An 18,984-nucleotide genomic window follows, 5' to 3' on the forward strand; every position below is an offset into this window, starting at 1 on the left:
CACTCCATGCTTGCGCTCCAACAGAGCAGAAATGTCAGATCAAGTCGCGTGTTCTACAGTTGAAAGCCCGGCCCAGTTGCCTTGATGTGACCGGATTGATCTTGGGCTTGCCCGGGAAAAGCCAGCCCTCGGGTCGCGCCTCAACCCAGTACTCCCGCAGCAGGTCGAGCAGAGCGGGCGACAACATCACCTTGCGGTCTTTCCGGCCTTTGCCTTCATCGACATGGATCAGAAACCGGTCGCTATCGATGTCGGAGACCTTGAGATTGCAGACCTCTGAAGCCCGCAGACCCCCACCATGGGAAATGCTGAGCGCGGCGCGATACTTCAGACCCGGGCCGGGCGCTGCGGCGAGAAGTTCCGAAACATCTTCGACACTCAGCACCGTCGGCAGCTTCCGGGGCTGCGTGCGAAACTGCATGTACTTCTTCATGTCCTCGCGCCTGCAGGTCTTCCCGAACAGAAACCTCAGCGCCATGATCCGCGCATTGTACGTCGTTGGCGTCACACCGGTATCGGTCATGTGCAGCTGATAGGCGCGAAGATCGTCCGGTGCCGCGGTTTCGGGCGAGCGCTTCAGGAACCCCGCAAAACCCTTCACCGCACGAATGCGTGCCTTCTGGGCTTTGTCGCCCATCCCGTGAATGCGCATGTCTTCAGTCATCCGCTCGCGAAGCGATGTCGTTCTCTCCTCTGTCATTGGAACCTCCTCTGTCGACTGAGAACGCCCCAATCGTCAGACAGGTCACCAAGATCGCAAAATGCTCACCGCTTCCGGTTCATCCCCTACATCAGCCACAAACGCCATTGCCACGCCAGCGGCTTCGTCCTCGTCCGCTCCTTGTGAATTGACAGTTCCAGTCTCGCTGCGCGCTGCACCAATGGCCAGTTTCATCGCCGCGTCACAGCGCCAGATTTTGAGCGCATGCAGCATTTCTTCCGCTGCGGGCTCGTGCAGAGAATAATCACAATGACCACTCCGGGCATATTCCGTTGAAAAACTCCGCATTGCCACCGCCCTGAAGTCTTCTTCAGCAAGGCGCGTTCTCCGCTCTTCATGCCGGACGGGGCGTTTGCGGTATGGGCAGCAGCTTTGCGAGCTTTCTGAGGTTCTGGACGGCAGCTGCGAGGTGGAACTCGTCCCGCGCGCGGCATGGGCCGCGTAATCGGAGCCGGTTAATCCCAAGGATCCGCTTCAGGTGCGCAAACAGCATTTCCACCTTTTTCCGGAGTTTGCAGGAAATCGCGTATTGCGTTGCCTGGGCGATTGCACGAGCCACATCGCGGGAGGGTTCATAGATCGACCGGGTCACTTTGCGCTGGGGAGCTTTCGGGCAGCAGCCTGGTTTCAAGGCACAGGCATCACAATCGGACTTACGGGCCCGGTAGCGCAGCATGCCATCCTGATCCGGCTTGGCTTCCCTCGGTTTTGAGAACGCCCGGCGAAATTGCCTGAGCTCCTTGCCACCTGGGCAAATGTAAGCGTCGTTCGCGGCGTCATAGGTGACGGCGGCTCGCTCGAAGGTGCCGTCCTTACGGCCTGATTTATCTACCACCGGGATATGCGGTGCAATCCCTCGCTCTTCAGCCAGCCAGTTCAGCATGGGCCCGGTTCCATAGGCCGTACCGGCTATCAGCCGCTCGGGCTTAAGACCAAAAGTATCAGTGACCCGGTCCACCATCGTCCGTACGGCGCCAACCTCGGCCCGCCTGATCGAACGGGTGGCCTCGACATTCAGGATCACAGCATTGCCGGTGTCGGTCAGGTAGTTCGCGGAATAGGCAAAATAGGCAGGCCCGCCCCGCGCACCGCTCCATTGCGAGGCCGGATCGGAATGCGATGTGAACTTCGGCTTCACCGGGCTGGCCGCGCCAAAGGCGGCGTCATCCAGTGTGTCCAGTTACTCCCTGACTGCGCGCGGCGCATCCGTCGGGTCAAGCGTCGCCGGTTCCCAATCGTCCTGCGGCGAGGAGTTCTGCCGATTGGCATCCGCCTGGATCAGGCTGGCATCAGCTGCAAAACGCTGGCCGCTGGCCAGCCCTTCCTCAATGCAGCACGCAACCACGGTCCCGAAGACATGCCGCAGGAGATCGCTGTCGCGGAAACGGCCGTGTATCACCCGGCAGGCGATGCAAGCATCGCCTAGAGGGCCGGTTTTTCGAGAAGGTCGAGTGATCTGGCACCGGGTCAGTGAGATCGAGGCGGCAGAACCAGCGGTACGCAAGGTTCAGGTGAACTTCTTCGCAAAGCCGCCGCCCGGACCGGATGCCCATAGCGTATCCCACAAAAAGCATCCGGATGATCAGTTCCGGATCCACAGACGGCCTGCCGGTCGAACTGTAATAGGGAGCAAGGTGCGGGCGGATACCAGACAGGTCCACAAACTGGTCAATCGCCCGCAGCATGTGGTCACTCGGCACATGTCCCTCAATGGAGAACTCATGGAACAACGCACCTTGCGCTTCCTGCCTCGGTCCCATCATCGCCATCAATCCCAGATACCAATGTGAAGATTGAATCAGCGCTCAGACCGCAAGGCAACCTGAGTTTTTCAACGGAATAAGCTCGTTCCAGGCTTTCGCTGCAATGAATCTCGGCGGCCGGTTCGGGCTGACTGCCGAGCCTCCCATCACAACAAGTTTAAAAAAGGGCCGCCCGCAGGCAGCCCTCTCATCATTCTGATCAACCGGCTCCGGCTTATTCGCCGCCGCCCAGCTGGTGGACATAAGACGAGACCGCCCTGATCTGCGCCTCGGTCAGGCGGGTGTTCCAGGCCGGCATCACGCCATAGCGCGAATTGGTCACGGTCTCGCTCAGGGTGGCGTAATCGCCGCCGTAAAGCCAGATCGCATCGGCCAGATTCGGCGCGCCCTGGCTGCGGTCGCCGGTGCCGTCCTCGGCATGGCAGGAGGAACAATTGTCGGCAAAGACAACCGATCCGGCCTCAACCTTGGAAGCATCCTGCGCCTCGCCCGACAGCGACATCACATAGTTGACCACTTGGGAAATCTCTTCTTTCTCAAGCAGCTCGTCACGGCCGAATGCAGGCATCTCGGAATAGCGCGCATCGTCGCTGTCCTCGTTGCGGATGCCGTGGGTGATGGTGGCGTGGACATCCTCCACCGAACCGCCCCAAAGCCAGTCGTCATCCAGCAGGTTCGGGTAACCCTTGGCCCCTGCCGCACCGGACCCGTGGCACTGGGCGCACCAGGTCTTGAACACGGCAGAGCCTGCCGACACCGCGTAGGCGTTCAGCTCAGCATCTTCCGCAATGGCTGTCAGCTCGGTTGCTTCCAGCTTGGCGTTGACCGGCGCGTTGGCTTCTTCTACCGCGGTGATTTCAGCCGCCACGTCGGCGCGGGTCGACCAGCCCAGCACCCCGGCAGTGGCGCCGTTGATCAGCGGCCAGGCCGGATAGGCGATGGTGTAAAGAACGCCCCAGATGATGGTGGCATACAGGGTCCACAGCCACCAGCGCGGCATCGGGTTGTCGAATTCCTCGATCCCGTCCCATTCATGGCCGGTGGTGTTCGGATCGCCTTCGAACTTTTGCGATTTCTTGCTCATGCCCTCGCCTCCTTGGTCTCGGCGGGTTCGTCCGCACCTGCGGCAGGCGCCGGTGCATCATCATGCCGGAACGGGATGTCGGCGGTGTCCTGGTAAACCTTAGTGCTGCCCGGGCGGAACGCCCAGACCACAACACCGATGAAGAAGGTGAACAGGAACAGCAGCATCCAGCTGTCCGCGAATTGCCTGAGGAGTGTATAGAATTCCATCTGTCCCTCCTTAACGGCTCGCGTCCGGGGTGAAGGTCGAGAAATCGACCAGCGTGCCCATCATCTGCAGATAGGCGATCAGCGCATCGGCCTCGGATACCCCCGGCTGGCCGTCGAAGTTGCGCACATTGACCTTCTCGCCGTAACGCTCCAGCAGCCCGTCATAGTCGCTGTCGGGATCTGCCTGGGCGCGGAAATCGGCCTGGGCGGCCTCGATCATCCCGTCGGTGTAAGGCGTGCCCAGCATTGCATTGGTCGCCATCACGTCGCCGATGTATTTGCCGTCGACCCGCTTACGCTCAAGAAAGCCGTATTTCGGCATCACCGATTCCGGCACCACGGCCTGCGGATTGCGCAGGTGGTCCACATGCCACTCGTCCGAGTAGCGGCCGCCGACACGGGCCAGATCCGGCCCGGTCCGCTTGGAGCCCCACTGGAACGGACGGTCGTACATCGACTCTGCCGCCAGCGAGTAGTGGCCGTAGCGTTCGACCTCATCGCGCATCGGGCGGATCATCTGACTGTGGCAGACATAGCAGCCTTCACGGATGTAGATGTCCCGGCCCGCCAGTTCGAGAGGGGTGTAAGGGCGCATGCCCTCCACCTTCTCAATGGTGTTTTCCAGGTAGAACAGCGGTGCGATCTGCACCAGGCCGCCGATGGTCACAACCAGGAAGCTGCAGATCAGCAACAGGGTCGCGTTGGTCTCGAGGATCTTATGTTTGTCGAGAATGGACATAGCTGCCTGGCTCCTTATTCAGCCGGGACCGGAACCGTCAGGCTGGCTTCTTTTGCCGGGGCCTTACGGACAGTCATCCACAGGTTGTAGCACATGATAAGCGCACCAGCGAGGAACATGACCCCGCCCAGACCGCGCACCACATACATCGGGAACTTCGCTGCCACAGTGTCGGCAAAGGAGTTCACCAGGAAGCCGTTGGCGTCCACTTCGCGCCACATCAGGCCTTCCATGATCCCGGTCACCCACATTGACGCGGCGTAAAGCACGATACCGATGGTGGCGAGCCAGAAATGCCAGCTGACGAGGCTCAGCGAGTACAGACGCTCCCGCTTCCACAGCACCGGCACCAGGTAATACAGCGCACCAAAGGTGATCATGCCGTTCCAGCCCAAAGCACCGGAATGCACGTGGCCGATGGTCCAGTCGGTGTAATGCGACAGCGAGTTCACGGCGCGGATCGACATCATCGGACCTTCAAAGGTGGACATGCCATAAAAGCCGACCGAGATCACCATCATCCGGATCACCGGGTCGGTGCGCAGCTTGTCCCAGGCGCCCGAGAGCGTCATCAGACCGTTGATCATGCCGCCCCACGAGGGCATCCACAGGATGATCGACATCACCATGCCCAGGGTCGAGGCCCAGTCCGGCAGCGCGGTGTAATGCAGGTGGTGCGGACCGGCCCAGATATAGAGGAAGATCAGCGCCCAGAAGTGGATGATCGACAGTTTATAGCTGAACACCGGACGCTCGGCCTGTTTCGGAATGAAGTAATACATCATCCCCAGGAAGCCCGCAGTCAGGAAGAAGCCCACGGCATTGTGGCCGTACCACCACTGGATCATCGCATCCTGAACACCCGGCCAGACGATGACTGACTTGGAACCCCAGATCGAGACCGGAAGGGTCATGTTGTTGACCAGATGCAGCATCGCCACGGTGACGATGAACGCCAGGTAGAACCAGTTCGCCACATAGATATGCGGCTCTTTGCGTTTGATCACGGTGCCCAGGAACACGGCCAGATAGGCCACCCAGACCACGGTCAGCCACAGATCAACGTGCCATTCGGGTTCTGCATATTCTTTGGACTGGGTCGAGCCGAACAGATAGCCGGTCGCCGCCAGCACGATGAACAGCTGGTAGCCCCAGAACACGAACCACGCCAGGTTGCCGCCCCACAGCCGCGCCGCAGAGGTCCGCTGCACCACATAAAACGAGGTTGCAATCAGCGCGTTGCCGCCAAAGGCGAAAATGACTGCCGAGGTATGCAGCGGACGCAGGCGGCCAAAATTGGCCAGGCCTTGCGCCCACTCGAAATTCAGTGCCGGAAAGGCCAGCTGGAACGCAATGAAAGTCCCGGCCAGAAATCCGACCACGCCCCAAAAGGCGGTTGCGATTGTGCCAGCGCGCACGACGCTGTCGAAATACTCATTCTCCAGACCAACAACTGCCGGTTTCGGCTCGTTGGTGTGGCGCAAAGTATAAAGGAACAGGCCGCCAGCCACGATCATCACGATGATCGCATGCACCTGGTAAGCCAGATCCCGCGCGTAATTGGAACCGATCATCGCAAACAGCGTGACCAGACCAAGCGCTATCAGCTTGATATAGTTAGACATCTTGCGTCCCTTTGCCATGCCCCCGCGAATCCTGCGGATACGGGAACGTTATTAGACCGCGCCCTTCATGCAAAAGGCGCATCTTTGATGCCTTGATCTGCATCAAGACATATCCGCGCAACATGTGACACATCTGCCCGTGTAACGGAATTCTTTGCACCGCGGCCATCCGGGCTGCGCAGTATCATCGGCCGAGAGGTGTCAATGTCCTACAAGTCCTTGCTAACCATTCTCACAGCTGCGGAAACAGCAGCAGCGCCTTTGGCGCAGATTACGGCCCTGGCCGAAGACTTTGGTGCACATGCCAATGCGCTCTGCCTTGGGGTCGACCGTACCCAGACCGGCTATTACTACGCAGGCGCCAATGCGATGGTGCTGCAGGAAACCCTGTCCCGTGCCCAGGAAGAGGCCGAGCAGGTCGAAGCCCAGGCCGAAGCCGCGCTGCAGCAGGCCGGCGTGCCGTTTGCCACCGACAGCGGTGTCGCCCAAATCGCGGACCTCGGCCGCCATGTGGCGCGTCAGGCGCGTTTTTCCGACTTGGTTGTGCTAAGCAAACCCTATGGCCCGGGCAAGCGTGCCGAAGCCGAACCGATCGTCGAAGCCGCCTTGTTCGAAGGCCGCGCCCCGGTGCTGGTGGTGCCCGACGATGCCGCACCGATGCGCCAGCCCAAAACCGTTCTGGTGGCCTGGAACGAAAGCATCGAGGCGATGACCGCGATCCGCCGGGCAATGCCATTCCTGATTGGCGCCGATCTGGTGCGTATCGCAGTGATCGACCCGCCGCAGCACGGGCCGGAACGCTCCGACCCCGGCGGCTTGCTGGCGCAGATGCTGTCCCGGCACGGTGTTTCTTGCGAAATTGATGTGCTCAGCAAGACCCTGACCCGGGTATCCGATGTGCTGAACCGCCATGCGGCGGACACTGCCGCTGATCTGATTGTGATGGGCGCCTACGGCCATTCCCGCTTCCGCGAAGCGATCCTTGGCGGTGCCACCCGCAACATGCTGGAACAGGCCAAAGTACCGGTGCTGATGGCGCATTGACGGCCCTGTCAGTCAGCAATCTTACCGAATAATAAAGGGCGCCCTGCGGGGGCGCCTTTTTCGTCAATTGTCGCCTGCACCCTACCCGGCCTTGCGTATGAGGCCGATCAGGAACAGCAGGATCACCGCCCCGATGGTGGCATGGATCAGCGACCAGATGAAACCGCCGCCCGCGGCAAACCCCAGTGCCGGAAAGATCGTTCCGGCCAGAAAGGCGCCAACCACGCCGACGATGATATTGCCAAGGATGCCAAAGCCGCGCCCTTGCATGATCTTGCCTGACAGCCAGCCGGCCAGCGCCCCGATGATCAGCATCCCGATCAAGCTTCCAAACTGCATTTCCGCCTCCGTTTGTTGTGATTGCCCCAATAGACCACAGCCGCGGCACCGGGTCACCTGCAGGCAGCAAGGGACCTGGCGGCAAGCGCAGCAAAGCGGCGCAGCTCCCGCCCGTCGTCCGCCCATCTGGCGAAGGGCCTCCTCCCGTTGGGCGTGGCACCGCTGCGCGGTGCCACGCCCAAGGCTGCCAGCGGGTCCGGCACAGCCGGGCACGCGCAGGCGCGGGAGCCCCCCTGTTCTTCCGGTCTTAGCCCTGGCGGACGTAGTGCATCCCTTGAAAGGCCCCGCGGAACTCTGCAGTTTTCCCCGCCAGCGCCGCCGGGACCTCTGCCCGCAGACCATCGGCCATCAGCTCCACTAAGCGCGGTCGTGCTTTGGCTCCACCCTGCGGCGCACCAATTCAGGGGTCCCGATGCGCACCCCGTTCATGCCGCATTGGCGGGCGGCATCGAAAAGCACCTTGGCACCGTCCACATCGCCGCCCTGCCCGCGATTGCGCAATTCCGGCAGTCACCGCGCCTGCGCGCCGAGATGCCGGACACCAAGGATTCGATCACCGCAACCGAAGAGCCGCAGAACCTTGAGCGCACGCCCAATGACCTGTGCCTGTTCCACGGCGGTGAACAGGGCGCTGTGACCGAACAGGACGTGATCTTTCCGGTCTGCGATCCGCCTGCCCGGATCAGGTCCTGCACCTGCGAGGGCCGCAGTATTCGCTGTATGCGTTAGCAATTGAGGCGGACATCAACGGCGCCGGGATATTCATCGGCCATCAGGCTTTTCAGGCGCCGCTGCTGGCCAGCGGGCGTCCTTTGACATCCGTGTCAGCCTGCCACGGGACCTGCGGCAGTGGAGCCTGCGCGCCTCAGGTCCGCGCAGCACTGCGGCGCGGGTGGCGGGCTGGCTGATTGAGAACATCCAGAGGATTGCAGGGAAATGCGGCCTTAGCCCAGGAAGCCGCCGTCGCTGTCGTCGCCGGCCTCTTCCATCAGGCGGCGCATGTCGGGCACTGTGACGTGACGCTTGCCTTCCAGCTCAATAACACCGTCCCTCTTCAAAGCCGAAATCTGCCGGCTCACGGTTTCCAGTGTCAGGCCCAGGTAATCCGCCATTGCCTCGCGGGTCAGCGGCAGGTCGAACACCATGCGGCTGGTGGCGCCGCGCGGTGTCAGCGAGGCATCGCGGCGGGCAATGATCGACAGCAGGCTGGCGATCTTTTCGCGCGCGGTCTTGCGGCCCAGCACCAGCATCCATTCGCGGGCGGCGTCCAGCTCATCCAGTGTCATCTCCAGCAGCCGGTGGGCGATATGCGGGGTGCGCTCCATCAGCTCTTCAAACGGTTTCTTGCGGAAGCAGCACATCACGACGTCGGTGGTCGCCACCACATCATAGGCCGCCCCTTCACGTCCGGGCCGGCCGACAAAATCGCTGGGCAGCAGCAGCCCCACCATCTGGGTGCGCCCGTCCTCCATCGTCTGGGTCAGCGAGGCAATACCCGACACAACCGAGCCGACAAAGGTCATCACATCGCCGGACCAGATGATCGGCTGACCGGCCTCATAGGTGCGGTAGTATTTGACCGCATCCAGCTCCTCCAGCTCATCCGCGTTGCAGCGCGCGCAGACGGCGCGGTGGCGGATCGGGCAGTCGCCGCATCTGGATTGTGACAATACTGGAGCGTGCATCAGGGGATCCCGGTTGATCTGGGTCAAGGTTTGCCTGTCGGGCGTGCCTAAAACTAAAGGAATGGATCAGAAACCTCAATTGGCCGAACTCGGATTATTCGACGCCAAAGTGCCGCGCTATACAAGTTACCCGACGGCGCCGCATTTCGGAAATGCAGTGGATCCCGCCCGGTTTTCCAATTGGGTTTCAAAGATTTCCCCCGGCAGCAGTATTTCCATGTACGTGCATGTGCCGTTCTGCCGCAGGCTGTGCTGGTTCTGTGCCTGCCGCACCCAAGGCACCCGCTCGGACGCGCCGGTGGAGGCCTATGTTCAGGTATTGAAGGCCGAGATTGCACTGCTGCGGCAGCAGCTGCCGGAGGGCGTGACCCTGTCGCGCCTGCATTGGGGCGGCGGCACTCCGACGATCCTGAACGCTGAGCTGATCCGCGATCTGGCCGGCACCATCGCAGAGGCCATTCCCCTGGCGCCCCGGGCAGAGTTCTCGGTTGAAATCGACCCGAATGAGATCGGGGACCGGCGGCTGGAGGCGCTGGCCGGGGCTGGCATGACCCATGCCACGGTTGGAGTTCAGGATTTCGACAGCACCATTCAGCAAGCGATTGGCCGCATCCAAAGTTTCGAGTCGACCCGGACGGCCATCGAACAGCTGCACAGCCATGGGATTGCCGGCCTGAACGCCGATATCCTGTACGGGCTGCCGCATCAGACACCGGCAGGAATGACCGAAAGCGTGCAAAAGCTCGTTTCGCTGACCCCCGGCCGGGTGGCGGTTTACGGCTATGCCCATGTGCCCTGGATGGCCGGGCGGCAAAGCATGATCCGCTCGGATACTCTGCCAACGCCCGAAGCCCGGCTGCAGCTGTTTGAGACCGCCCGACGGCTGTTCCTGTGGGACGGCTACCGGGAGGTCGGTATCGATCACTTTGCACGGCCCGGTGACGGGCTGGCGGTGGCGCAGCGGACCGGGCGGCTGCGGCGTAGTTTCCAAGGCTATACAAATGACCCGGCGGAGGTGCTGATCGGGATCGGCGCCTCGGCGATCTCACGGTTTCCACAGGGCTATGCGCAGAATGCGCCGGGCACATCGGCCTATATCCGTGCCATCCGCGACGGGCAATTCGCCACTGCCCGCGGCCACGGGTTCAGCGGCGAGGACCTCTTGCGGGCGCGGCTGATCGAGGCGCTGATGTGCGACTTCAGGATCAGCCGGGAAGAGATCCTGTCGCGCTTTGCCGTGCCTGCCGCAAGATTGGAAAGGATGTTCGCCGAGGCCGGCGCCGCCTTCCCCGGCATGCTGTCGGTGTCCGCCCAAGGCCTTGCCATCCGCGAGGAGGCCCGTCCGCTGACCCGGATGATCGCCCGCAGTTTTGACGCCTATGATCTCAGCACGGCTGCCCACAGTACAGTGGTTTGAAATCTCTCCCGGATTGCCAGTCTCTCCCGCCCGTCGACGCTGCGCCATATGGCACAGCGCTTCCGTTGGGCCAGGCTCAGCGCCAGCGGCGCTGAGCCTGGCCCAAGGCCGCCAAGGCACGTCCGGCATCAGCCGGGCGGGCCTGCGGGCGCGGGAGGTTTCCGCCTGTTCCGCCTGTTCTGGGGGGGGGGCGAAGGTAGGTCAGCACCGCTGCCGCAATGTTTCGCGCGCGAAACATTTGGTCAAAAGGGCTGCCGCAACTTGCAGGCGTTGCGCCGGCAGCGCGCGCATAAATGCTGCAAAGCCTGCCACAATGTTAACCAGGCGGCGGGTTAACCCGCCGCCGCCAGCAGCCGGCGGGTGTAGTCTGCCTGCGGGTTTGTGAACAGCTCCTCGGCCGCACCGGTCTCCACCACGTCGCCCTGGTTCATCACCACCACGTTATGGGACATCGCCCGCACCACGTTCAAATCATGGCTGATGAATAAATAAGCCAGCCCGTAGCGCGCCTGCAGGTCGCGCAGCAGTTCCACAATCTGCACCTGCACTGTCATATCCAAGGCCGAGGTCGGCTCATCCAGCACCACCAGTTTGGGGCGCAGCACCATGGCGCGGGCAATGGCAATGCGCTGGCGCTGGCCGCCGGAAAATTCATGCGGGTAGCGGTCCATCGCCGCCGGGTCCAGGCCGACCTCTTGCATCACTTCGGCCACCAGATCGCGGGGTTTGCGGTGCTGGTCGACCTTGTGGATCGCCAGCCCCTCGGAGATGATCTGAGCGCAGGTCATCCGCGGACTTAGCGAGCCGAAGGGATCCTGGAACACGATCTGCATGTCTTTGCGCAAGCGCCGCAGATCCCGTGTGGACCATTTGCGCAGATCCTGGCCCTGGAAGGTGACCGCGCCCTCGGACGAGATCAGCCGCATAATGGCGAGTGCCAAGGTGGTTTTGCCCGATCCGCTCTCGCCGACAATGCCCAGGGTTTCCCCGGCCCGGATGGAGACAGACATCGGGTTCACCGCCTTCACATAGCCGATGGTGCGTTTCAGCAACCCGCGCTGAATCGGGAACCAAACCTTGAGGTCCTGTGCAGCCACCAGCTCTTGCGCACCCGCGGGCACCGGCGGCGGGGTGCCGGAGGGTTCCGCCGCCAGCAGTTTCCGGGTGTAGGGGTGCTGCGGATTGACAAAGATCTCTGCCGCCGCGCCTTCCTCGACTATTTCACCGTCCTTCATCACGCAGACCCGGTCGGCGATGCGGCGCACGATGCCCAGGTCATGGGTGATGAACAACAACCCCATGCCTTCGCTTTTCTTCAGATCCGCCAGAAGGTCCAGGATCTGCGCCTGGATTGTCACGTCCAGCGCCGTTGTGGGTTCGTCTGCGATCAGGATGTCGGGCTTGTTGGCCAGCGCCATGGCAATCATTACCCGCTGCCGCTGGCCGCCCGACAGCTGATGCGGATAGGCGCTGAGCCGGCTTTCCGCGTCGCGGATGCCGACCTTGTTCATCAGCTCCAGAATACGGTCCCGCGCCGCACGGCCCGTCAACCCTTGGTGCAGGGCGATGGATTCCTCCAGCTGGCGTTCGATGGTGTGCAGCGGGTTGAGCGAGGTCATCGGCTCCTGAAAGATGAAACTGATGTCATTGCCACGCACGTCCATCAGGTGTTTTTCGCTGGCGCCGACCATTTCAGTGCCGTTGTAGGTAACCGAGCCGCTCACCATGGCGCTGTCGCCCAGCAGCGACACAGTGGAGAGAGCCGAGACCGATTTGCCGGAGCCGCTCTCGCCCACCAGCGCCACGGTCTCGCCGCGGCCCACCGAGAAAGAGACGCCGCGCACCGCTTCGGTCACCTTACCGTCCTGGCGGAAGGAGACGCGGAGGTTCTGGACGTTCAGGAGGGGGGAAGAATCTGAATTGCCCATTTATTCTGCGTCTCCGTCAACACAATTCCCGCCCGGGTCGCTTGCAGCCCGGACCGCGCCTGCCTGCCCCCCGGCAGGCGCGTTTGCGCCCGCCCAGGCAGCCACGCCCCTAATGTTCCGCACACTCATGAAAAGGTCTTTCTGGGGTCGAAGGCATCGCGCACGCCTTCAAAGATGAAGACCAGGAGCGACAGCATGATCGCAAAGGTGAAAAAGGCGGTGAAGGCCAGCCAGGGGGCCTCCAGGTTCTGCTTGGCCTGCAGGGTCAGCTCACCCAAGCTGGGCGCCGAAGACGGCAGGCCGAAGCCGAGGAAATCCAGCCCCGCCAGCGCCGAGATGGTGCCGGTCACGATAAAGGGCAGCATGGTCAGCGTTGCCACCATCGCGTTGGGCAGCATGTGTCGGAACATGATGGTCATATTGCCAACCCCCAGCGCCTTGGCGGCACGGACGTACTCAAGATTGCGGGCGCGCAGGAATTCGGCCCGTACCACGCCGACCAGCGCAGTCCAGCCGAACAGGATCATCAGGAACACCAAGAGCCAGAAACCGCGCCCCAGGATCGCAAACATGATGATGATCACATAGAGCGTCGGGGTGGAGCTCCAAATTTCAATGACGCGCTGGAACACAAGGTCCAGCCAGCCGCCGAAAAAGCCCTGCACCGCACCGGCCAGGATGCCCAGCACGGTGGCAGCGCCGGTCACGATCAGGGTGAACAGGATCGACAAGCGGAAGCCGTGGATCACCCGCGCCAGCACGTCGCGTTTGGTGTCATCGGTGCCCAAAAGATTCTGCCCATTAGGCGGCAGCGGTGCGGCGCCGGGACGGTCCACGGTGGTGTTGAAGCTGTAGGGGATCGGTGGCCAGAGGGTCCAGCCTTGGTGAAACCCTTCCGCTGCATAGGTGCCTGCTGCAATCTGTTCCAGGATGGTTTCGGGTTCGTCAAAGCAATCCTCAACCCCGCCGGAGCGGATCAGGCATTCCACCTCGGGGTCGCTGTAGATCGCCTCGGTCTGGAAATCGCCGCCGAATTTGGTCTCCGGATGGAACTTGAACACCGGCGTATAAAGCTCGCCCCGGTAACTCGCCAGAATGGGTTTGTCGTTGGCGATGAACTCGGCAAAAAGCGAACATGTGAACAGCACGGTGAACAGGATCAGTGACCAGAAGGCGCGCTTGTTCTTGCGGAAATTGCTCCAGCGGCGCTGGTTCAGGGGGGAAAGCGCCATCAGTCAACCCTCCCGCTTGTCAAAGTCGATGCGCGGGTCGACCAGCACATACATCAGGTCCGAGACGATGCCGACAACCAGGCTCATCAGGCCGAAGATGAACAGGGTGCCGAAGATCACCGGATAGTCGCGCGCCACCGCCGCCTCAAACCCCAACCGCCCCAGACCATCAAGCGAGAAAATCGTCTCGATGATCAGCGAACCGGAGAAGAACACCCCGATGAAAACCGAGGGAAAGCCGGCAATCACGATCAGCATCGCGTTGCGGAACACATGGCCATAAAGCACCCGGTTCTCGCTGAGGCCTTTGGCGCGGGCGGTCATCACGTATTGCTTCTTGATCTCGTCAAGGAAGGAGTTCTTGGTCAGAAGCGTCAGCGTGGCAAAGGCGCCGATGGTTGAGGCCAGCACCGGCAGTGCGATGTGCCAGGCATAATCGCCGATCTTACCGATCAGGCTCAGCTGATCCCAGTTGTCCGAGGTGAGGCCCCGGAGCGGGAAGATCTGCCAATAGGAGCCGCCGGCGAACAGCACCAGCAGCATGATGGCAAACAGGAACGACGGGATCGCATAGGCCGCGATGATGAAACCGCTGGTCCAGGTGTCAAAGCGCGAGCCGTCGCGCAGCGCCTTGCGGATGCCCATCGGGATTGAGATCATATAGGCGATCAGCGTGGACCACAGACCAAGCGAGATCGAGACCGGCATTTTCTCCAGCACCAGGTCGGTCACGTCGATCTTGCGGAAGTAGCTTTCACCGAAATCGAACCTTGCGTAGTTGCCAAGCATCGTCAGGAAGCGCTCCAGCGGCGGCTTATCAAGGCCGAACTGCTGCTGCAGTTCTTCGATCAGTTCGGGCGGCAGGCCCTGGCGCCCGGCGTAGTTTTCATTGGCGCTGATCGCCTCGGTGCCGGTATCACCGCCGCCGCCGGCAAAGCCTTCGAACACATCGCCGCCGCCCTCAAGCTGGGCGATGATCTGCTCCACCGGGCCGCCGGGCACAAACTGCACCAGGGCAAAGTTCACCAGCAGGATGCCGAACAGCGTCGGGATCACCAAAAGCAGGCGTCTGAAGATATAGGCTGCCATGTCTCTGTCTTACCGCAGCGCGCCGGCGGCTTTGAGTTCGGCCTCGCGGGACGCATCGATCCACCACAGGTCCAGCATGCCGGTGTCATAGGGCGGCAAGTTGTCCGGCTGGCGGTACATGTCCCAATAGGCGATCCAGCTGACATCCAGATACCAGGCCGGCACCATGAACCGCTTGGCGCGCAGCACCCGGTCCAGCGCGCGGGCATTGGCGCGCAGGTCATCTTGCGTCTTGGCGTTGACGATATTGCCGATCAGCGCATCCACGGCCGGGTCCGCCAGCCCTGCCGGGTTGAACACCGAATATTCATGCGCCTCGGATCCGAATTGCTGGTACAGGCCGGTCGAAGGCTCCAGCGACATCCGGTAGGCCGAGGAGATCATGTCAAACTCCTTTTCCCGGCGGCGGCTGGTGTATTGGGCGTAGTCGACCCGGTTCACCACCGCATCGACCCCCATGGTGCGCAGGTTGGTGGCATAGGGCTGCACGATGCGTTCAATGGTCGGGCTGTCGGCCAGAAACTCCAGCTTGAGCACCTCGCCGTCTGCATTGCGGCGCAACCCATCATCGCCGACGGCCCAGCCAGCCGCGTCCAGCAGCTTCATGGCGCGGCGCAGGTTCTTGCGGTCGCCGGGACGCGACGCCTTGGAACTATGCGCCATCACCGGTTCCGACGTCAGCAGGGACGGGTCGATCTGATCGCCCAGCGCCTCCAGAACCTCTTTCTCACGGCCCTCAGGCAGACCTTCCGCCTGCAGCGGCGAATCCTGCCAGAAGGAAGAGCGGTGGCGGAACAGCCCGTATTGCAGGCTTTCATTGGTCCATTCAAAGTTGAACGCCAGCTGCAGCGCCTCGCGGACGCGGATGTCCTGGAACTTAGGCCGCAGCAGGTTCATCACAAAGCCATTGGCGGATGGCACGTTGCCGTCGGGGATTTCGCCCTTGATCACCTGGCCCTTGTCCACCGCGGCAAAGTCATAAGATGTTGCCCAGCTTTTCGAGTTGTTCTCGGGGCGCAGGGTATAGACGCCGGCCTTGAAGCCCTCCATCGCGGCGATCGCGTCGCCGAAATACTCGATCCGGATGCGGTCATAGTTGTGTCGGCCGATGTTCACGTTCAGACCTGCGCCCCAATAATCCGGGTTGCGGCGGTAGGTGATGCGCTGGTTCACCTCAGCGCTTTCCAGCACATACGGGCCGGAGCCGATACCCGGATCCAGCCGCGGCTCATCCAGGCGGCGGTTTTCAGGATCGGCCTCAAACCAGGCTTTGGAGAACACCGGCGTGCCGCCGACCTGGGTGATCATCGCCCGGCGGGGAAAATCCGGGGAGAAATGGAATTTAATCCGGTGCTGGTCCAGTGCTTCCGCCTTGGGGATGCGTTTGCGCACCGCCTCGGCATAAGATTTCAACCCTTGGTCCAGCAGGATGTTGTGGGAAAACACCACGTCATCAGCGGTGACCGGGGAACCGTCGGAAAACGCCGCTTCGGGGCGCAGGTTGAAGATCACCCAGTCCTGGCTTTCAGGATATTCCAGGCTTTCGGCGATCAGCCCGTAGTAGGAACCCGGTTCATCATAGGATTCCACCAGCAGGCTTTCGAACTGGTTCGAGGACAATGCCCCGGCACGGCCATTGCGGGTATAGGGGTTCATGCTGTCAAAGGTGCCAACGGCAGAGATCGACAGCTCACCGCCCTTGGGGGCCTCAGGGTTCACATAGTCGAAACGGGCAAAGCCTTGCGGGTATTTCAACTCGCCGAATTCGGCAAAACCATGCGCCTTGATGACAGTCTCTTCCGCCCTGACCAGCGTCGCCGCAGCCAATGCCAGGAAAAGCCCCAGTATCAGTACCGGGGCCAGTGCCGCCGCAGCCTGCAGCGGAGTCGCCCTTTCTTTTGCGCGCACGCGCGCCGCGGCTCGAGCGGTGTTCATCTGCCATGACCTCCTTTGCCCGGAGCTTCGGTCCGGATTTCTGCTGCCAAGCTAATGGCCGGGGGCGGTAACATTCAAGTTGAGATTAAGTGATATCCCCGGCTCTCTTGGCACAAAGCAGCCGAAAGGCACGCTTTTTCCAGGCGGCGCTTGCACGCAATAAAATTGCCTGCCAGCCTCGCATCACGATTGCGTTATATAACGAGGGAGTTTGCCGATGCCGAAGTCAATGAAACTTGCCGCCCTTGCGGTTGCCGGGGCTGCCGCGCTCAGCGCCTGTGCCCAGCAGGAAGAGGAAGTGGTCTACAGCAGCCCGGAAGAGGCGTATTGCGTGCAGACCGGCGGCAGTTATGTGCTGCGCAGCGGCAAAGCGGGCACTATCGGCGTCTGCATCCTGCCAGACGGCCAGGAGCGCGATGCGCTGGCCTATTACCGGGAAAACAACCCGGCCTAAGGCGGTCCGGTTCAAACCCGCATCAAAAAAGCCGCTGCAAATCTGCAGCGGCTTTTTCAATTGGATAGCTTGGACAGAAGTCCGGATCAGCCGTCGAGGCTGTCCAGATAGGCGATGAGGTTCACCCGGTCATTTTGCTTTTTCAGGCCGGAGAACGACATGGTGGTGCCCGCGGCATAGGCCGACGGCTTGGTCAGGAAGGCGTCCAGCGCCTCGGCGGTCCAGTCGCCGTCCAGGCCGGTCAGGGCGCCGGAATAGCCAAAGCCCGGGGCCGCTGCGATGTCGCGGCCGACAACGCCGTACAGATACGGGCCGGTCGAGTTGGCGCCGTCTTCCAGCTTGTGGCAGGCAGAGCATTTCTTGAAAACTTTGGCGCCTTTGGCAACGTCGGCAGAGGCCATCAGCTCTTCAAAGCTGACTTCCGGCTCATCGCTGGCTGCGGCATCGGCCGAGGCGACTTCGATCACATAGGCGGCCTCACCATGGCTGTCCATGTGATACAGGCCGCTGGCGGCCCATTTGCCCAGCAGGAGAACCAGGAACGCGCCGCAGACGCCTGCGGTCGCTTTGGTAAGGGTCATTGTGTCAAACATGAATCGCGGGTCCATTTAGCTGTCTGCGTGGCTGTCTAAGGCTTCCCCTTCAAAGTGGCAAGGTATAGACAGCGCGACGAAACGCCCAATTCTTGAAGTTTTGCACGGGGAACACACCCATGAGCCGCAAAATCGCCATTCAGGGGGAGCTCGGCTCCTACAGCCACGAAGCCTGCCGCAATGCCCGGCGTGATCTGGAGGTGCTGCCTTGCCGCACCTTTGAAGACGTGATTGCAGCGGTCAAAAGCGGCGAAGCCGAACAGGCAATGCTGCCGGTGGAGAACTCCACCTATGGCCGGGTGGCCGATATTCACCGGCTGCTGCCGCACAGCGGGCTGCACATTATCGACGAGGCCTTTGTGCGGGTGCATATCAATGTGCTGGGGGTGCCGGGCGCCCGGCTGGAAGACATCCGCGAGGCGAAATCGCATCTGGTGCTGCTGCCGCAATGCGGGACTTTTCTGCGCGAGCACGGCATCACCGGCCGGATCAGCCCCGACAACGCCCGTGCCGCCCGCGATGTGGCGGAAGCCGGAGACAAGCATGTGGCGGCGCTGGCCAGCGAATTGGCGGGCGAGATCTACGGGCTGGAGGTGCTGGCCCGCCACATCGAGGACAACGGCGACAACACCACCCGTTTCCTGATCATGTCGCCGGAGCCGGATTTCCGCCGCCGCGGCGCCCACAGCATGATCACCAGCTTTGTGTTCCAAGTCCGCAACATTCCGGCGGCGCTTTATAAGGCGATGGGCGGATTTGCCACCAATGGCATCAACATGACCAAGCTGGAAAGCTATATGGTCGATGGATCCTTCACTGCGACGCAGTTTTATGCGGACATCGAAGGTCACCCGGAAGATCCCAATGTGCAGCTGGCAATGGATGAGCTGAGCTATTTCACCACCAATGTGGAAATCCTCGGCGTCTATCCCGCGAACAACGGCAGATTCTGAGGCACGAAACCGGACGGGGCGGGGCGCTGCCCCTCTTGGCCTTACGGCCAATTCACCCCGGGGTATTTCAAACCAGAAAGAAGCGGCACCCCGCCGCGCGTCAGCGCGGCGCCCGGCCCAACGGCCGCGGGGCAATCTTTGATTGCGCCGGGGCGGGCGGGAGAACCACCTTGC

At 61.8% G+C, this 18,984-nt stretch carries 17 protein-coding genes and 2 pseudogenes; 5 read left to right on the forward strand and 14 right to left on the reverse strand.

Going from position 1 to position 18,984, the window contains the following annotated elements; all coding sequences use genetic code 11:
• Positions 1 to 58: 58 nt before the first annotated feature.
• The 7 genes and pseudogenes from K3557_RS15115 to ccoN form a co-directional block, all read right to left on the reverse strand.
• Positions 59 to 700, reverse strand: a pseudogene (locus K3557_RS15115) (tyrosine-type recombinase/integrase); the annotation flags it as partial.
• A gap of 45 nt (positions 701 to 745) precedes the next feature.
• Positions 746 to 1,009, reverse strand: a complete 264-nt coding sequence (locus K3557_RS15120) for a hypothetical protein (RefSeq protein WP_259994775.1) — start codon at positions 1,007 to 1,009, stop codon at positions 746 to 748.
• Positions 1,010 to 1,055: 46 nt separating this feature from the next.
• Positions 1,056 to 2,484, reverse strand: a pseudogene (locus K3557_RS15125) (transposase).
• Positions 2,485 to 2,698: 214 nt separating this feature from the next.
• Positions 2,699 to 3,568 (reverse strand): cytochrome-c oxidase, cbb3-type subunit III, encoded by an 870-nt coding sequence (gene ccoP / locus K3557_RS15130; protein WP_259994776.1) that lies wholly within the window; start codon positions 3,566 to 3,568, stop codon positions 2,699 to 2,701.
• Positions 3,565 to 3,777: a cbb3-type cytochrome c oxidase subunit 3 gene (locus K3557_RS15135; RefSeq protein ID WP_259989940.1), complete on the reverse strand. Its 213-nt coding sequence runs from the start codon at positions 3,775 to 3,777 to the stop codon at positions 3,565 to 3,567. The genes ccoP and K3557_RS15135 overlap by 4 nt, the downstream gene beginning before the upstream one ends.
• 10 nt (positions 3,778 to 3,787) lie before the next feature.
• Entirely contained in the window at positions 3,788 to 4,516 is a 729-nt protein-coding gene (gene ccoO / locus K3557_RS15140; protein ID WP_129369760.1) for a cytochrome-c oxidase, cbb3-type subunit II, read from the reverse strand.
• A gap of 14 nt (positions 4,517 to 4,530) precedes the next feature.
• Entirely contained in the window at positions 4,531 to 6,141 is a 1,611-nt protein-coding gene (gene ccoN / locus K3557_RS15145) for a cytochrome-c oxidase, cbb3-type subunit I (protein WP_259989937.1), read from the reverse strand.
• Positions 6,142 to 6,345: 204 nt separating this feature from the next.
• Between ccoN and K3557_RS15150 the strand changes: the two genes are divergently transcribed.
• Positions 6,346 to 7,185 (forward strand): universal stress protein, encoded by an 840-nt coding sequence (locus tag K3557_RS15150; RefSeq protein ID WP_259994777.1) that lies wholly within the window; start codon positions 6,346 to 6,348, stop codon positions 7,183 to 7,185.
• 81 nt (positions 7,186 to 7,266) lie between these two features.
• On the opposite strand, the gene K3557_RS15155 is transcribed toward K3557_RS15150, so the two are convergent.
• On the reverse strand, positions 7,267 to 7,524 hold the full coding sequence (locus K3557_RS15155) for a GlsB/YeaQ/YmgE family stress response membrane protein (protein ID WP_259989933.1): 258 nt from the start codon (positions 7,522 to 7,524) through the stop codon (positions 7,267 to 7,269).
• Between the two features lie 435 nt (positions 7,525 to 7,959).
• Here K3557_RS15155 and K3557_RS15160 point away from each other — a divergent pair, with 435 nt between their 5' ends.
• Complete coding sequence (locus K3557_RS15160) at positions 7,960 to 8,253, forward strand: hypothetical protein (RefSeq protein ID WP_259994778.1); 294 nt, start codon at positions 7,960 to 7,962, stop codon at positions 8,251 to 8,253.
• A gap of 215 nt (positions 8,254 to 8,468) precedes the next feature.
• Here the strand turns inward: K3557_RS15160 and fnrL are convergent, their stop codons facing one another.
• Positions 8,469 to 9,209 carry a transcriptional regulator FnrL gene (gene fnrL, locus K3557_RS15165; RefSeq protein ID WP_259989929.1) on the reverse strand — a complete coding sequence of 247 codons (741 nt, stop codon included), beginning with the start codon at positions 9,207 to 9,209 and terminating at the stop codon, positions 8,469 to 8,471.
• A 61-nt stretch (positions 9,210 to 9,270) separates the two neighbouring features.
• Here fnrL and hemN point away from each other — a divergent pair, with 61 nt between their 5' ends.
• The gene (hemN, locus tag K3557_RS15170) at positions 9,271 to 10,626 is read left to right on the forward strand and encodes an oxygen-independent coproporphyrinogen III oxidase (RefSeq protein ID WP_259994779.1); all 1,356 of its coding nucleotides are present in this window, start codon (positions 9,271 to 9,273) and stop codon (positions 10,624 to 10,626) included.
• A 332-nt stretch (positions 10,627 to 10,958) separates the two neighbouring features.
• Here the strand turns inward: hemN and K3557_RS15175 are convergent, their stop codons facing one another.
• From K3557_RS15175 to K3557_RS15190, 4 genes are all read right to left on the reverse strand, one after another.
• Positions 10,959 to 12,554, reverse strand: a complete 1,596-nt coding sequence (locus tag K3557_RS15175; protein WP_259994780.1) for an ABC transporter ATP-binding protein — start codon at positions 12,552 to 12,554, stop codon at positions 10,959 to 10,961.
• Positions 12,555 to 12,679: 125 nt separating this feature from the next.
• Positions 12,680 to 13,786: an ABC transporter permease gene (locus tag K3557_RS15180; RefSeq protein ID WP_259994781.1), complete on the reverse strand. Its 1,107-nt coding sequence runs from the start codon at positions 13,784 to 13,786 to the stop codon at positions 12,680 to 12,682.
• A gap of 3 nt (positions 13,787 to 13,789) precedes the next feature.
• The gene (locus tag K3557_RS15185; RefSeq protein WP_129369751.1) at positions 13,790 to 14,875 is read right to left on the reverse strand and encodes a microcin C ABC transporter permease YejB; all 1,086 of its coding nucleotides are present in this window, start codon (positions 14,873 to 14,875) and stop codon (positions 13,790 to 13,792) included.
• A 9-nt stretch (positions 14,876 to 14,884) separates the two neighbouring features.
• A complete protein-coding gene (locus K3557_RS15190; protein ID WP_259994782.1) occupies positions 14,885 to 16,810 on the reverse strand; it encodes an extracellular solute-binding protein in 1,926 nt (641 codons plus the stop codon).
• 229 nt (positions 16,811 to 17,039) lie between these two features.
• Here K3557_RS15190 and K3557_RS15195 point away from each other — a divergent pair, with 229 nt between their 5' ends.
• Positions 17,040 to 17,264, forward strand: coding sequence for a DUF333 domain-containing protein (locus K3557_RS15195; RefSeq protein ID WP_247676989.1), 225 nt, complete (start codon positions 17,040 to 17,042; stop codon positions 17,262 to 17,264).
• Positions 17,265 to 17,350: 86 nt separating this feature from the next.
• Here K3557_RS15195 and K3557_RS15200 read toward each other — a convergent pair whose 3' ends face one another.
• Complete coding sequence (locus tag K3557_RS15200) at positions 17,351 to 17,857, reverse strand: cytochrome c family protein (protein WP_259994783.1); 507 nt, start codon at positions 17,855 to 17,857, stop codon at positions 17,351 to 17,353.
• 119 nt (positions 17,858 to 17,976) lie between these two features.
• On the opposite strand from K3557_RS15200, the gene K3557_RS15205 reads away from it, so the two are divergent.
• Positions 17,977 to 18,810: a prephenate dehydratase gene (locus K3557_RS15205; protein ID WP_129369747.1), complete on the forward strand. Its 834-nt coding sequence runs from the start codon at positions 17,977 to 17,979 to the stop codon at positions 18,808 to 18,810.
• Positions 18,811 to 18,984: the final 174 nt, after the last annotated feature.

The sequence above is a fragment of the Leisingera sp. M523 genome (genome assembly GCF_025141335.1).
In the GTDB taxonomy this organism is placed as follows: domain Bacteria; phylum Pseudomonadota; class Alphaproteobacteria; order Rhodobacterales; family Rhodobacteraceae; genus Leisingera.

What these genes read in the sequence shown, in the direction of transcription:
- K3557_RS15135 (WP_259989940.1), bottom strand. Translation starts at nt 3,777, where the DNA reads ATGGAATTCTATACACTCCTCAGGCAATTCGCGGACAGCTGGATGCTG.
- K3557_RS15205 (WP_129369747.1), top strand. Translation starts at nt 17,977, where the DNA reads ATGAGCCGCAAAATCGCCATTCAGGGGGAGCTCGGCTCCTACAGCCAC.
- K3557_RS15185 (WP_129369751.1), bottom strand. Translation starts at nt 14,875, where the DNA reads ATGGCAGCCTATATCTTCAGACGCCTGCTTTTGGTGATCCCGACGCTG.
- K3557_RS15195 (WP_247676989.1), top strand. Translation starts at nt 17,040, where the DNA reads ATGAAACTTGCCGCCCTTGCGGTTGCCGGGGCTGCCGCGCTCAGCGCC.
- fnrL (WP_259989929.1), bottom strand. Translation starts at nt 9,209, where the DNA reads ATGCACGCTCCAGTATTGTCACAATCCAGATGCGGCGACTGCCCGATC.
- K3557_RS15190 (WP_259994782.1), bottom strand. Translation starts at nt 16,810, where the DNA reads ATGAACACCGCTCGAGCCGCGGCGCGCGTGCGCGCAAAAGAAAGGGCG.
- K3557_RS15120 (WP_259994775.1), bottom strand. Translation starts at nt 1,009, where the DNA reads ATGCGGAGTTTTTCAACGGAATATGCCCGGAGTGGTCATTGTGATTAT.
- K3557_RS15150 (WP_259994777.1), top strand. Translation starts at nt 6,346, where the DNA reads ATGTCCTACAAGTCCTTGCTAACCATTCTCACAGCTGCGGAAACAGCA.
- ccoN (WP_259989937.1), bottom strand. Translation starts at nt 6,141, where the DNA reads ATGTCTAACTATATCAAGCTGATAGCGCTTGGTCTGGTCACGCTGTTT.
- K3557_RS15155 (WP_259989933.1), bottom strand. Translation starts at nt 7,524, where the DNA reads ATGCAGTTTGGAAGCTTGATCGGGATGCTGATCATCGGGGCGCTGGCC.
- ccoO (WP_129369760.1), bottom strand. Translation starts at nt 4,516, where the DNA reads ATGTCCATTCTCGACAAACATAAGATCCTCGAGACCAACGCGACCCTG.
- hemN (WP_259994779.1), top strand. Translation starts at nt 9,271, where the DNA reads ATGGATCAGAAACCTCAATTGGCCGAACTCGGATTATTCGACGCCAAA.
- K3557_RS15200 (WP_259994783.1), bottom strand. Translation starts at nt 17,857, where the DNA reads ATGTTTGACACAATGACCCTTACCAAAGCGACCGCAGGCGTCTGCGGC.
- ccoP (WP_259994776.1), bottom strand. Translation starts at nt 3,568, where the DNA reads ATGAGCAAGAAATCGCAAAAGTTCGAAGGCGATCCGAACACCACCGGC.
- K3557_RS15175 (WP_259994780.1), bottom strand. Translation starts at nt 12,554, where the DNA reads ATGGGCAATTCAGATTCTTCCCCCCTCCTGAACGTCCAGAACCTCCGC.
- K3557_RS15180 (WP_259994781.1), bottom strand. Translation starts at nt 13,786, where the DNA reads ATGGCGCTTTCCCCCCTGAACCAGCGCCGCTGGAGCAATTTCCGCAAG.